The sequence below is a fragment of the Lacinutrix cladophorae genome (assembly GCF_053604645.1).
The window spans coordinates 127,947-141,898 of sequence record NZ_JBSHNR010000108.1 but is presented as its reverse complement, the minus strand read 5'-3'; the positions used below and the strand labels follow the sequence as shown (position 1 = coordinate 141,898).

Annotated in this window: 10 protein-coding genes; 2 read left to right on the top strand and 8 right to left on the bottom strand. The window is 31.0% G+C overall.

Annotation, left to right across the window (positions count from 1 at the left end):
* Positions 1 to 49: 49 nt before the first annotated feature.
* From ACVC3Y_RS07055 to ACVC3Y_RS07020, 8 genes are all read right to left on the bottom strand, one after another.
* Positions 50 to 2,182 (bottom strand): hypothetical protein, encoded by a 2,133-nt coding sequence (locus tag ACVC3Y_RS07055; protein WP_452226490.1) that lies wholly within the window; start codon positions 2,180 to 2,182, stop codon positions 50 to 52.
* Positions 2,183 to 2,247: 65 nt separating this feature from the next.
* On the bottom strand, positions 2,248 to 3,999 hold the full coding sequence (locus ACVC3Y_RS07050; RefSeq protein ID WP_303424112.1) for a sodium:solute symporter: 1,752 nt from the start codon (positions 3,997 to 3,999) through the stop codon (positions 2,248 to 2,250).
* A 116-nt stretch (positions 4,000 to 4,115) separates the two neighbouring features.
* Entirely contained in the window at positions 4,116 to 6,641 is a 2,526-nt protein-coding gene (locus ACVC3Y_RS07045) for a PIG-L family deacetylase (RefSeq protein ID WP_452226530.1), read from the bottom strand.
* 79 nt (positions 6,642 to 6,720) lie between these two features.
* Positions 6,721 to 7,266 (bottom strand): mechanosensitive ion channel domain-containing protein, encoded by a 546-nt coding sequence (locus tag ACVC3Y_RS07040; RefSeq protein ID WP_303424113.1) that lies wholly within the window; start codon positions 7,264 to 7,266, stop codon positions 6,721 to 6,723.
* 59 nt (positions 7,267 to 7,325) lie between these two features.
* Positions 7,326 to 7,913 (bottom strand): Maf-like protein, encoded by a 588-nt coding sequence (locus tag ACVC3Y_RS07035; protein ID WP_452226489.1) that lies wholly within the window; start codon positions 7,911 to 7,913, stop codon positions 7,326 to 7,328.
* Positions 7,913 to 8,827: a geranylgeranylglycerol-phosphate geranylgeranyltransferase gene (locus ACVC3Y_RS07030; protein WP_452226488.1), complete on the bottom strand. Its 915-nt coding sequence runs from the start codon at positions 8,825 to 8,827 to the stop codon at positions 7,913 to 7,915. Before ACVC3Y_RS07030 ends, ACVC3Y_RS07035 begins: the two co-directional genes overlap by 1 nt.
* 75 nt (positions 8,828 to 8,902) lie before the next feature.
* On the bottom strand, positions 8,903 to 9,433 hold the full coding sequence (locus tag ACVC3Y_RS07025) for a KdsC family phosphatase (RefSeq protein ID WP_303424116.1): 531 nt from the start codon (positions 9,431 to 9,433) through the stop codon (positions 8,903 to 8,905).
* Positions 9,423 to 10,184: a Rossmann-like and DUF2520 domain-containing protein gene (locus tag ACVC3Y_RS07020; RefSeq protein ID WP_452226487.1), complete on the bottom strand. Its 762-nt coding sequence runs from the start codon at positions 10,182 to 10,184 to the stop codon at positions 9,423 to 9,425. Before ACVC3Y_RS07020 ends, ACVC3Y_RS07025 begins: the two co-directional genes overlap by 11 nt.
* Before the next feature lie 83 nt (positions 10,185 to 10,267).
* On the opposite strand from ACVC3Y_RS07020, the gene ACVC3Y_RS07015 reads away from it, so the two are divergent.
* Both ACVC3Y_RS07015 and ccsA read left to right on the top strand, forming a co-directional pair.
* On the top strand, positions 10,268 to 10,678 hold the full coding sequence (locus tag ACVC3Y_RS07015; protein ID WP_303424118.1) for a group III truncated hemoglobin: 411 nt from the start codon (positions 10,268 to 10,270) through the stop codon (positions 10,676 to 10,678).
* A 94-nt stretch (positions 10,679 to 10,772) separates the two neighbouring features.
* On the top strand, positions 10,773 to 13,946 hold the full coding sequence (gene ccsA, locus ACVC3Y_RS07010) for a cytochrome c biogenesis protein (protein ID WP_303424119.1): 3,174 nt from the start codon (positions 10,773 to 10,775) through the stop codon (positions 13,944 to 13,946).
* The last annotated feature ends 6 nt before the right edge of the window (positions 13,947 to 13,952 follow it).

Here is a 13,952-nt window from a genome sequence, read left to right as displayed (position 1 = left end):
AAAGAATAGGGGTAAGTGAAAGTATTTATTAATCACGAATACTATATGGCTATAGTTCTATTATTTTACTAATTAAATTTCCATTTTCATTAAAACCATTAATAATCAGCTTAACCTTTTCATGCTTTGGTTTTTTAATTTTTAAAATATTTGAGCTATTTGCTTTTATATTGTAGTTCGGAATCCAATCTATAGTTTTATAATAATACTGTGACTGTAGACTTGGAAAAGTAAGTTTACTGTCTTCTAATTGTGCTTGGTTTAAGTTAAATCCTTTTACTGTTTGGTATTCTTTAGTAAAAGAATTGCCTTTGTTTTTATAACTAAAATCGTTTCTAGTAATTAAATTTATTACACCATTTGAGCCATTAATTCCATAGCCAGCTCCAGATATATTTACACTAATTAATTCAAAATCGGTAACATTAAGATATGCAATATCTAAACCATCTTCTTGGCTAAATGGCATACCATCTAAAATGATATTCATCAATGAAGCACCAGCACTTTTCTGTAAATTAGACATTCTTCTTGTGTATACTTTTATAACACCAAATTGATCCGTAACGCGTAAGCCAGGAATATTTATTAAATAATCTTTGAGGGTTAAATGAGAGTCTTTTTCAGTATCAATAATATAATCTTTTGAAAATCCTGCGCCTATTCCTAAAAATTTATTTTCTTTTTTTAATTCTTTAACTCTTTGTTGTTTTTTGTTTTGAATGTCTTTTAAAAACACTTCTTCTAATTCTTCGATTTCATTGTTAAGCGGGAAGTAATTAACTATTTCATTTGTATTCGAATTTATAACCGTACTGTCCAAATTTATTTCCTTTTCAGCATCTAAGGTTTCTGAAATAATAGGGTCTATAACCGTATAATTGTTTAGAATATTATCTGCTTTGTAGGTAACAAAATCTTTATAAACATAAAATTCACCTTTTATAATTTCTCCTTTTTTATTTACCAAAGCAAGTTTATAATCGGAAGGATGTTTTAATAGTAAATTTTTAAATTCAAACTTTTTATCAGAAGTAATCGGGCTAGTTAAAAGTATGTTGTTAACATGTGAGGTTAGCATTACTTTGTGATTTTTTGTATTCTCTATGCTACTATTAACTGTTCCAGTAATTTTTAAACCATTTTCTCTGGTAAATAGAGGTTTTGTATTTGTTTTGTCTTTATATGGAAATGCATTTTTAGTATCTATTCCTAGTAGTGTTTTCGTTATTGTAGCATTGCTATCTATGGCTTTCGTTTGTTGGTGTAAAACAGCAACACTTATATTGGTATCTTTTAAACTGTTTAACAGTTTAATATTTAAACTTACAGAGTCTTTCGTTTCTTTTAAAACATTAGTAATAATGTCTACTTTTTTTTCTGGGTACTTATAGTAGTTTATTTGCGCAAGAATTTCGTTCTGTTTATTAAAAACCGATATGGTATTTGTGCCTTCGTATAGCGAGTTTTTATAAAAGTTTAATTTGTAAGTATTTATTCCTTTAATAAGTTTTATTGGAGCAACAGATTTAGCTACTCCTTTTTTATGTAATACTGCATAAATAAATTTGTCTTTTTCTGCTAATACCGTTTTGTTATCTGTGTTTAGTCGAAAGGAAACAATATCTTTTTTGTCTAATTTGTTTTCTTCGAGTATATATCCAGTTTTCTTTACATTAATGAAAGCAGTTCTATCCTCCTGATTTAATATTCTTTTTTGAGGTTTAGTAATAGAAGTAGTAGTATCCTTTATATTATAAATTTGAATAGGAAATAAGGAGCCTTCCTTAAAATTTCTATTCCATTGAGTATTTAATTGTATCGTATAATTTCCTGTTTTTATATCTTCAGGAATAGCAATAGTGCCATAAGTGATTCCTTTATCTACATAAAACAATTCGCTTATTACCAGTTTATTTTCAGAGTCGTATATGTTTATATGAAGGTTGGTCGTTTCAAGAAAAGGTTTGTTATTCTCTTCATGTACCACATAGGCTTTAAAAAATATTTCTTCTTGTGTGAAGTAAACGCTTTTATTGGTGTGTAAATAAAAATTTTCTAAACTATAATTGTTGAAATATCCATTATTTAATATTGCATCAATAGGGTCTTTATTACTATTGCTTTGAGAAAAGGAAAGATTTGTAGCTAAAGCAATAAAAATAAGTAGGATGTTTCTCATAAGTTAATTTTTGTAACAATAGTCTTGCAAATAAGTATCGATAACGAACATTTCGTATAGATTTATTAATTGATTAGATATCCAAAATAACCCAAAATAAGGATAATGGATAGTAGAGTAAATTTACTATTATTTTTTAAGTCTTTAAAAGAAATAAGCAACGAAATTGCCATTACTATCATACATCCAACAAAATTTAACCATAAAAAAGGAAGGTTTATTATTTCGTATTGATTTAAAAGAAACAAACTAATAACAACCACTTGCGTTATTAATGCTGCTACAAATACCGCATTTGCTTTTACTGTTTTAAAGAAAAAGGCAAGAAGAAAAATACCCAAAACATTACCATAAAAAATAGAGCCTATTATATTTACTAGTTGAATTAAATTTTCGGCAAGATTGGCTACGCAAGCAACACCAATAGCAATAATTCCCCAAGCAAGAGTAAACAATCTAGACGTTTTAACCATTTCTTTCTCAGTCTTTTCGCTAGTGTTACGTTTGTATAAATCTATAGTAGTTGTACTTGCTAATGCATTAAGTTCACTAGAAGTACTAGACATTGCAGCACTTAATATTACAGCTAGAAGTAAGCCAATTAAACCTCTTGGTAAGTTGTTTAATATAAAATGAATAAACACATAATCTTTATCGTTGCTTTCTACTTTTACTTGCTGCGCTTTACCAGCTTTTTCTATTAAAATTTTGGCTTCGTTTCTAATATCATCATTGGCTTGATTGGCTATATGAATGTAGTTTTTTAGCTGTTCTGTTTCCGAAGTAGTGTACTTATCGATTAGAATTTGTTTGTCTTTAAAAATCTTTTCTTGTTCTAGTTGAAGATTTTTATATTGTTCCGCATACTCCGAATTTAAAACCAATTCAGTAGCTGTAGGATTAAAATTTACAGGAGCAGGATTAAATTGATAAAAAACAAAAACCATAACTCCAACTAGTAAAATAAAGAATTGCATAGGTACTTTTAATAAGCCGTTAAAGACTAAACCTAATTGCATTTCTTTTAATGATTTACCAGATAAATATCGTTGTACCTGACTTTGGTCGGTACCAAAATAGGAAAGCATTAAAAAAGTACCACCAATAATTCCAGACCAAAATGTATATCGATTGTTTAAGTTGAAAGAGAAGTCTAAAACTTCCATTTTTCCGCTAGCTCCTGCAATATTTAATGCTTTCGAAAAAGTTATATCTGCAGGAAGTTTGCTGATAATAAGAATAAAAGCAATTACCATTCCTGTGAAAATAACCACCATCTGGTGTTTTTGTGTGACGTTTACAGCACGTGTACCACCAGAAACGGTATAAATAATTACAAGAACCCCAATGATGATGTTTAGTAATAATAAATTCCATCCAAGAACTGCCGATAATATAATTGCAGGTGCAAAAATAGTAATTCCTGCAGCTAAGCCACGTTGAATTAAAAATAGAATAGCAGTTAGTGTTCTGGTTTTAAGGTCGAATCTGGTTTCTAAAAACTCATAAGCGGTATATACTTTTAGCTTATGGTATAACGGAATAAATACCATGCAAATCACTACCATTGCTATTGGTAAGCCAAAATAGAATTGCACAAACCCCATGCCGTCATTAAATGCTTGTCCTGGAGTAGAAAGAAAGGTGATGGCACTCGCTTGTGTTGCCATTACAGACAAACCAATAGTCCACCATTTGGAAGAATTTCCACCTCTTAAATAATCTTGTACATTTTTACTGCCTCGAGTTTGCCAAGTTCCATAACCAACAATAAGTAATAAGGTACTTATAAGTACGATCCAATCTAATGTTTGCATAGTTTATAAGGCTTTGGTTATAAAGTAAAATGCAATAATATAGACTGCGTTTGCAACAAGTATTAAAGTATACATGTTATTCCATTTATATTTTGGTTGGTTCATTGCGGTTATTTTTAATTTTTTATTGTGTTTACTGCATGTATATTCTCTTTTCCTATACTTAACATATTTGCAAATAATCGGTAAGCGCCAGAAACTCCAGCAGGAAACTCTCTAAAGAAACTTAATCCGGTATATATATAATAACCTTTGCCATGTTTTGCAACCAGTAAACTTCCTTTTTTAGCAGATTCTCCTTTGTCATGCATTGATAAAATAGGAGTAAACTCTTTAGACCATTTATCCGGAAAATACAAACCACGTTCTTGTGTCCAGCCTTCAAAATCTTTTTCAGTTATTTTATTTGGAAAATTTAATAGCTCATGTTCTGGTTTTAATAAGGTAACTTTTGCGTTTTCGTCGGTAACACGATCTCTAGAAAGGGTTAAAGAATAAGGAGCAAGTTGCTCTGTTTTTAATCTTCGGTTAGTATTATATTGCACAATCATGTTTCCACCATTAGCGACAAAATCGAATAATATTTGTTGTTTAAATTTTAAAGCTTCAACGGTGTTGTATGCACGAATACCAACTACAACAGCATCAAATTTGCTTAAGGTTTCGGTATTAATATCTTCTGGTTTTATAGTTACTACGTTGTAACCAATTTGTTGTAAACTCTCAGGGATCACATCTCCAGCGCCTTCAATATACGCGATGTTTTCTCCTTTTTTTTGAATATCTAATCGAACAATTTTACTTTCACTAGGCAATAAAACCGTTTGAAACGGAATGTGATCGTATTCCATTTCAATAAGTTCCTTAGTGTAGGTTTTATCTGCAACATGAACCATTGGGGTTATTAGTCCTTCACTTTGATTTTTAGGAGGAATAATAGTAAATATTAGGGTTTGTTCTTGTCCTTTATTAGCGATGGCAAATTTTTGCTTTTCGGGAAAAACACTCCATCCATTAGGATATGCAATTTCTACAAAACCTTCAAGATTATCTCTTCCAGCTTTTACAAGTACAGGGATTTCTTTTGGCTTATCGTTTTCAAAAATTATTACTTTTTCTGCTATTTTGGCCGAAGCTTCTGTGATAATTTCAAAAGGTTTGTATACTTCTCCTTTTACAGGATCATTGGTTTTATAGATAATTGGTTTTGTGTACGAAATTGCGATACCTTGTATGTTTAAGCCAAAAGTTACATTAAAATATCGAGGTGTTTCTGGCTTGCCTATCCAACTTTTATCGTTTACTTGGTACATGCCAAGCGTTCCTTTTTTTGTTAGCCAATATGGTGTTGTTGGTTCTTGGTCTTTCTTTATAGAAAAAGATTTTTTAAGCCCTATTTTTTCGTTTTTGACTAATATTTTTTCTTCTAAAAGAGGAGTTTCATTATTAATTTGTAAGGTTTTTAATTGTACATTGTCAGAAGCCCTGTTAATAAGTTCAATGTTTAAATGAACAGTTTCATTTGCTGTAGCATGATTGTTTACGGCTGCAGCTTCTAAATATAAACCAGCACAATTATATATAAGGTTTTTAATTTCTTCGGATTTGATTTGCTTCCAATGATTGTCTTCTAATTTTTCAATGCGCTGGTAAGCTTTCAATAGTTCTGGAATAGAAGCGGAAGGATTTGTGAAGTCGAAATCTTTTTCTACTTGATATAAAATATTTCCTATTGCATTACCTCCAGAAACACGGTTCCATGTAGTATCTATTCCTTCAAAAATATTGTTTTTATCCTTAGGTATTTCTCCTTTAATTAATTCGATATACTCTTGTTGACTTCCACGTGTTCCTGTATTACCGAAGCCTTGCGATTTATGCTGACTTCTACTAAGTGATGCAATTTCGGTGTTACTTAAACCATTGGAAGCATAATAAGTACCAATATCAAAGTTTAAAAGTTTGCTCTTGTCGGCCTTGTCAAATTTTTCTTGGCTGCCATAAAACCACCAAGAAGTATTAAAAAACTCACGGTTTGGTTGCCAAGCTCCATGTTTTTTTACCTGCTCAGGATAAATAGAAGGATTGTTCGCTAAATCAAAAGCTTCTACACTTAACATAGCAGAACTTGTATGATGCCCATGAGTGGTTCCTGGGCTTCTGTGGTCAAAACGATTAATAATAATATCTGGTTTAAATTGTCTAATAGCTAAAACTACATCACTTAAAACTTCTTCTTTGTTCCAAATAGCCAATGTTTCGTCTGGATGTTTAGAATAGCCAAAATCGTTCGCTCTGGTAAAGCGTTGTTCTCCTCCATCTGTTCTTCTAGCTGCAAGTAATTCTTGAGTTCTTATTACTCCAAGAAGTTCTCTAATTTCTGGACCAATTAAGTTTTGTCCTCCATCACCACGAGTTAGGGAAAGGTAAGCAGTGCGAGCTTTTACATGGTTTGCCATATAAGATATTAATCGCGTATTTTCGTCATCGGGATGGGCTGCAACATATAATACAGAACCTAAAAAATTAAGCTTTTTTAAAGATTCGAAAATCTCTGAAGCATTAGGTTTTTTAGGTTGTTGTGCTTGTGTGCTTGTTATTGTAAAAAAAGAAATAAATAAATAGAGTAGTAGCTTTCGCATCATTTTGGTTCGTTTAATAACCAAATATAAAAAAGTTACTACCGAGTAGAATGCTTTTAATCTTTATTTAACTTTATATTTAAATAAGATCGGAACCATGTTCAAAATCTTCGATAGCATCTTTTTCTATAAGGGTAACTGCCTTTTGTAGAATAAGATTATTAGGGTAAGTAACTAAATCACCATTATCTTGTCTTAAGTGTAGTTGAAACGCTCTAATGTCTTCAATAATAGCCTCTATGGGAAAGTCTTTGTCGTGTATTTGAATTTTATCTCCAACTTTATATGGAAACGAGAAAAACATAATGACACCAGAAGTGATGTTGCTTAATATAGACCAAACAGCAAATAGTGCAACTCCAATAACTGCAAAAACAGAAGAAAAAACTAACGCAAGATTTTTAAATTCTGCACCAAAAATAAAAGCTAAAATGAGTGTTAGAATTAAGAAGAGTGTTACAGATGAATATCTAATAATTAAGTGAATTCTTGCATCATTAATTCCAGATTTTCTTCCTATTTTTCGAATAGAAAATTTTTGGATGGTCCAAATAATAAAAAAGATGCCTAATACAATTAAGGCGTTTATAAATTGGTCACTAAGTGAGCTAAAAATATCTTTCATAATTTAAAATAAAATGCAAAGATAAATTAGAATTAGTTCTTAAAAACAAAAAGAAGAAGTTAGTTTGTAATTTCTAACAAAGCTTGATACACTAAATGAAGCGGTAACCCCATTACATTATAATGAGACCCTTCAATTTTTGTAATAGCGATATAGCCAATCCAATCTTGAATACCATAAGCACCAGCTTTGTCGTATGGTTTATAGTTGTCTAAGTAGTAATTTATTTCTGTATCAGAAAGTGCTTTAAAAGTAACTTTTGTTACAGCACTTACTGTTTTTTCTGAAGTTTTTGTTGTAAAACAAACCGAAGTAATTACTTCGTGGGTAGCATTACTTAACGATTTTAATATTTGAAAAGCATCGTCTTTATCTCTCGGTTTCCCTAAGGCTTTTTCGTTATGCCATACAATGGTGTCACTAGTAACTAGAATGTCTTTTTCTTGTAATTCTGTTTTAAACGGAAGCGATTTTAATTGCGCTAAATAATCTGTTATTTCAAAATGACGGAGCCTATCTGGATACTCTTCAACAACCGGTTTTAATTGAATTTTAAAATCCAGATCTAAATCCGAGAAAAACTTTTGTCGTCTAGGTGAAGCAGAAGCAAGAATTAGATTGTGGTTTTTTAGTTTTTCTTTCAACATTATTTTAAAATTAAAGGGTAAAGTAGCATCGATAACATGCCAAAAAGCATGACCAGTTTCAATATAATACTAATATGTGCATATTCTTTTTTCGTTTTTGCTGAAAACAGTTTTATGCTAATGTAAATAAGTGGCGCTACTATGAATAGTAAAAAGTAAGCTACAGCAATTTCTTGTTTGTATAAAAAAGTAGTGATGTAAAATACAACGCCAACTATTGGTATTAAAGAAAAAACGAAAATAACTTTATTAGCACGATCTCTTCCAATGGCAATTGGTAACGTGTTTCTACCTGCTTTATAATCTCCATCGATATCTTCGATGTCTTTTACCATTTCTCGAATTAGATTAATTATAAATGCAAAAAATGCATAATCTAAAATAATCTTGAAGAAAGTAATTTGTGCTTCTTTGTTTGCAGCGGTTATTGCAGGTAGTAAATCGAAGATGCCAACAATAATTAAACTTAAAGCTACTAAAACAGAGATGACGACATTTCCTATTAAAGGAATTTGTTTTAAATAGGAAGCATACATATAAAGTAGCGCAGAAATAATAACAAATAAAGTAAAAAAAGGACTTTTCCCAACCACATGTGATAAATAAAAACCAAGAGCAACACCTATAAAATTAAAAGCAAAAAATAGGTTGTATGCTGTTTTTTCGGAAATAGATTTACCTACAGTTACCCGATTTGGTTTATTAATTAAATCGGTTTCTATGTCATAGATGTCATTAATTATATTTCCTGCTGCAGCCAAACAAAGTGTCGCTAAAATTAAAATAAATAAACCCATGCCATTTAAAGTAATAGTAACGCCAAAAGGTTCCAAAAGCGCATATTTTATGAGTAATTGCACCAATACAATTAATAAGAGGTTTTTCCAGCGAATTAGGTTTAATATGCTTTGCATTATTTTAAAGAATAATTAATATGAAATAATTAAAGTGTTTTAATCTGTTTGTTAATGCTTTTACTTAACAACGAACTAATCATATTTAGCATCAAAATTACCATCCCATTTGCCTTGTACTTTTAGTACTTGCTCAATAACATCGCGAACAGCACCTTTTCCTCCATTTTTATGTGATATGTATTTAGAAACCGCTTTCACTTCTGGTACTGCATCTTGAGGACTACATGGTAATCCTACTAGTTTCATAACAGGAATGTCTGGAATGTCATCTCCCATGTATAAAGCATTTTCTAGCTTTAAATGGTGTTTTTTTAAATACGCATGAAGTTGTTCTATTTTATTATGCGAACCAAGATATACATCTGTAAGACCTAGATTTTCTAAACGTTTTCTAACACCTTCGTTACTTCCGCCAGAAATAATACAAATAGGATATCCTTTGTCTACTGCAGTTTTTAAAGCATAACCATCTTTAATGTTCATGGTTCGTAACATTTCTCCCGAAGTAGTAACGGTTACTGTTCCATCTGTTAAAACACCATCTACATCAAAGATTAGTGTTGTAATATTATTTAGGTATTCTTTGTAGCTTTTATCTTCCATGTGTTTTTTGTATCGATTTGGTTAGCAATTCGTAAACTTCTTTATGGTGTTTATCTGTTAATGCTTTTAAGTGTTTTTTTATTGTTTTTTTGTCGTTGCGCTTGGCAGGACCAGTTTGTGCTAGATAAGGAGAAATATCATCCAGTTTTCTAGCCGTTTCTTTAATTAAAGGTTTTAGTATTTCAAATTCGGCACCTTGAGATTCTGTTATTTCGTGTGCAATTCTGTAAATCTGATTGGTAAAATTATTTACAAAAACAGCTGCCAAATGCAAAGCAGCGCGTTGGTCACTATTTACTTTATGTGGTTGGCTGCCAATAGCTATTGCAAGTTTTTTTAAAATAGGGAGATCTTCTTTGTTTTTTAGCGCTTCTAAGCATAATGGAACATCCGAAAAATCTACACTCGCATTTTTACTAAACGTTTGTAGCGGATAGAATACACCGCGTTTATGTTTTTTATCAACGGCATATAAACTAACACTACCAGAAGTATGAACAACCAATCTGTTTTCAAACGGAAGTTTAGAAGATAATTCTGCAACTACATCATCACTAACTGCAAGAATATATATATCTGCTTCTACCAAATCTTCTAAATTATCGGTAATGGCAACTTTATTTTTATACTTTTCAATGGTTTTTAAACTCCTGTTATACCATTGTTTTACAGTTACTTCTTCTGCATTTGTAAATGCTTTATATAAGTGGGTTGCTACATTTCCTGCACCAAGTAATACTACGTCAATCATTCTGCTAAAATAATAAGAATAATCAATTACTAATTAATATTATTTAATTCCTTTATTCAAAATAAAAACTTAATTTCGAATTCATGAATAAATCCGATATAAATACTAGAGAAGATATTTTTTTACTTGTTTCTACTTTTTATGATAAAGTTAGAGCAGATCTAACGCTTGGGCCTTTTTTTAATGAAACCATTAAAGATTGGAGTGCTCATCTAGAACACTTAACTACGTTTTGGGAAACAAGTCTTTTTATGACCCGAAAATTAGAAAATAAATACCAAGGAAACCCTCTAGAAGCACATGTTAAAGTAGATAAACAGTTTAATCATACCATCGATAATTTACATTTTGGATTATGGTTAAATTTATGGTATCAAACTTTAGATGAATTATTTGAAGGAGACATCACAGAGAATGCAAAACGAAGAGCAAGAAAAATGGGAACTTTTATGTATATGAATCTTTTTGCTGCACGTAAAAAAGATGAAATGTAAATCACGTATATTTTAACACAATATTTGTTTCAATTCGATACTTAAATAAACTAAAATCCGTAAATTTGCACGAGCTAAAAATAAGCTTGTTATTATGCTAAAGAAACTCTCCGATATTCTGTTTTCAACCAGACTAACCGCATTACTTTTTGTTTTATTTGCAACAGCAATGGCTGTTGGTACTTTTATGGATGCAGGAATGGACACATCTCCAACGCCATATAGTAGGAATTTAATCTATAACACATGGTGGTTTGAAGGAATCATGCTATTTTTTGTAATTAATTTTGCAGGAAATATTTTTAGATTCCGATTGTATAAAAAAGAAAAATGGGCAACTTTAATCTTGCATGTCGCTTTTTTGTTTATACTTATTGGAGCGTTTATTACACGCTATGCAAGTTATGAAGGTATGATGCCAATTCGAGAAGGTGCTACCGAAAGTAAGTTTTTGTCACAAAAAACATATATAACAACGTATATTGATGGAGATTATGAAATTGATGGTGTTCCACAACGATTACCAGTAGAAAGAGAAGTAGATTTTTCGCCACGTTTAGAGAATAATTTTGAAGTAAATACCAACTATAATAAGCAACCAGTTCGCATTTCTTTAGAGGAATTTATTGGAGGAGCAGAAGAAGATATTTTGCCAAATGAAACTGGTGAAGAATACCTTAAAATAGTTGAAGCAGGAGGGGAAGGACCTCACAATCACTTTTTAAAATCTGGTGAAGTACAAAGTATTCATAATGTATTAATTGCATTAGATAAGCCAACAAAAGGAGCAATAAATATTACACAAGATGCGAACGGATTAAATATTCATTCGCCTTTTGAAGGAGAGTATTTAACAATGGCTACTATGGCCACTGGCAAGCTTGTGAAGGATAGTTTACAACCATTAATTTTGCGTTCCCGATATATAATTGGAAATATGCAAATGGTTTTTCCTAAACCTGTAGTGAAAGGAGATTTCGGGATTGTAAAAAAAGCACAATTTCTTAAAGGAGACGAGGATGGCGTTGTTTTAAAGGTTACCGCTAATGGAGAAACTAAAAGCGTAGGGTTACTAGGAGGACCATATAAAAACAATGCGTTTAAGCAAATTAAAATAGGAGGCTTAGATTTTGCTTTCCGTTATGGTTCTAAAGTTTTAGAGCTACCATTTCAAATTAAGTTGAACGATTTTATTGCAGAACGTTATCCAGGAACCGAAAGAAGCTATTCTTCCTACGCAAGTGAAGTAACTGTTTTAGATAATAAGGAAGGCGATTTCGATTACCGAATTTATATGAATAATATATTAAATCATGGTGGTTATAAGTTTTTTCAATCTAATTTCGATCCAGATGAAAAAGGAACTATTCTTTCTGTAAATCATGACTTTTGGGGTACATGGATAACTTATTTTGGTTACTTTATGCTTTTCTTCGGTATGATTGCTATCATGTTAGCAAAAGGAACAAGGTTTTCCGATTTAAAAAGACACTTAAATAAGATTAAGGATAAAAAGGAAAAGTTACTTACTGTATTCTTTTTCTGTTTTGCACTACAAACTTTTGCCCAAGAAGAGCAACATCAAGCTCCAACTCCTGCGCAAATTGACTCTATTTTAATTGCTAATGCAACACCAAAAGAACATGCTGACAAATTTGGTAGATTGGTGATTCAAGATTTAAGCGGACGAATGATGCCAATGAATACATATGCATCCGAATTAGTTAGAAAAATTCATCATAAAGAAACGTATGCAGGTTTGTCTCCTAATCAAATTTTGCTTTCTATAAGTGAAAGTCCATTGCTTTGGTATAATGTGCCAATTATTTATCTAACACCAATGAAAACCGATTCGTTAAAAACGATTCTTGGTATTCCGAAGGAAAAAAAATATGCAACTATAGTAGATTTCTTTGACGAAAATTTAAGCTATAAATTAAATCCGTATTTAGAAGATGCATACAAAACAAAAACGCCTAATGGATACCAAAAAGAATTAAAGTTAGCAGACCAACGTGCTACTATTTTATCGAATGCGATTGAAGGATTGACCTTAAAAATTTTCCCAATCCCAGAAGACGATAATAACAAATGGATATCTCCTTTAGAATACAGAAAAGAAGGTTATAAAGAAAAAATTACAGATTCCCTTTACGGAAATTTTGTAAATTCTGGTTTTTCGGCATATTTATTTACTTTAGATAAAGCAAAGCAAAAAGGAGATTTTACTGAAGCTGAAAAGCTTTTAGAATCTTTTAATAAAACGCAGCATAAATATGGTAGCGATATTATGCTTAGTGAGAATAAGATTAGTGCAGAGATTAATTACAATAAATACAATGTATTTAAAAAACTTTATAGATATTATTTATTAGCAGGTTTTTTAATGTTTGTTTTCTTAATTACACAAATTTTAAGCAAAAATAGAAAAGGCATTAACCTAGCTGTAAATATTAGTAAATGGTTAATCATAGCTTTATTTATTGTGCATACTATTGGCTTAATTGTACGTTGGTATATTTCTGGTCACGCTCCTTGGAGTGATACCTATGAAACAATGTTATATGTCGCGTGGTCTGCAATGTTATTTGGGTTGTTTTTTGGAAGAAAAAGTGATTTAACCATTGCTTCTACGGCATTTGTGGCATCTATTATTTTATTTTTTGCACACCAAAACTGGCTAGATCCTGCAATTGCAAACTTGCAACCTGTTTTAAATAGTTATTGGTTAATGATACATGTATCTATTATTGTGGCTAGTTATGGTCCATTTGTTTTAGGTATGATTCTAGGTATAGTCTCTCTTGTTTTAATGATTGCAACTAATGCAAACAATAAAGAGAAAATGCTATTAAATATTAAAGAGCTTACTATTATTAACGAAATGGCTTTAACAGTTGGTTTGGTTATGCTTACTATTGGGAACTTTCTTGGTGGTATGTGGGCTAATGAAAGTTGGGGAAGATATTGGGGATGGGATCCTAAAGAAACTTGGGCTTTAATTAGTATTATGGTATATGCATTTGTAATTCACATGCGTTTGGTGCCTGGATTACGTGGCAGATTTGGTTTTAACTTGATGTCTATTATTGCTTTTGCAAGTATAATGATGACCTATTTTGGAGTAAATTTTTACCTAGCAGGACTACACTCTTATGCTAGTGGAGATCAAGTAATGAGTGTGCAAATTATAGGGATTTCTTGTGCAATAGTAACGATACTAGGTTTCTTTGCATATAGAAAGTATGCGAAGTTTTATAAAAAATAAACAATA

Excerpts from the sequence above, each read along its gene's own strand:
- ACVC3Y_RS07055 (WP_452226490.1), bottom strand. The coding sequence starts at position 2,182 with ATGAGAAACATCCTACTTATTTTTATTGCTTTAGCTACAAATCTTTCC.
- ACVC3Y_RS07050 (WP_303424112.1), bottom strand. The coding sequence starts at position 3,999 with ATGCAAACATTAGATTGGATCGTACTTATAAGTACCTTATTACTTATT.
- ACVC3Y_RS07045 (WP_452226530.1), bottom strand. The coding sequence starts at position 6,641 with ATGCGAAAGCTACTACTCTATTTATTTATTTCTTTTTTTACAATAACA.
- ACVC3Y_RS07040 (WP_303424113.1), bottom strand. The coding sequence starts at position 7,266 with ATGAAAGATATTTTTAGCTCACTTAGTGACCAATTTATAAACGCCTTA.
- ACVC3Y_RS07035 (WP_452226489.1), bottom strand. The coding sequence starts at position 7,913 with ATGTTGAAAGAAAAACTAAAAAACCACAATCTAATTCTTGCTTCTGCT.
- ACVC3Y_RS07030 (WP_452226488.1), bottom strand. The coding sequence starts at position 8,827 with ATGCAAAGCATATTAAACCTAATTCGCTGGAAAAACCTCTTATTAATT.
- ACVC3Y_RS07025 (WP_303424116.1), bottom strand. The coding sequence starts at position 9,433 with ATGGAAGATAAAAGCTACAAAGAATACCTAAATAATATTACAACACTA.
- ACVC3Y_RS07020 (WP_452226487.1), bottom strand. The coding sequence starts at position 10,184 with ATGATTGACGTAGTATTACTTGGTGCAGGAAATGTAGCAACCCACTTA.
- ACVC3Y_RS07015 (WP_303424118.1), top strand. The coding sequence starts at position 10,268 with ATGAATAAATCCGATATAAATACTAGAGAAGATATTTTTTTACTTGTT.
- ccsA (WP_303424119.1), top strand. The coding sequence starts at position 10,773 with ATGCTAAAGAAACTCTCCGATATTCTGTTTTCAACCAGACTAACCGCA.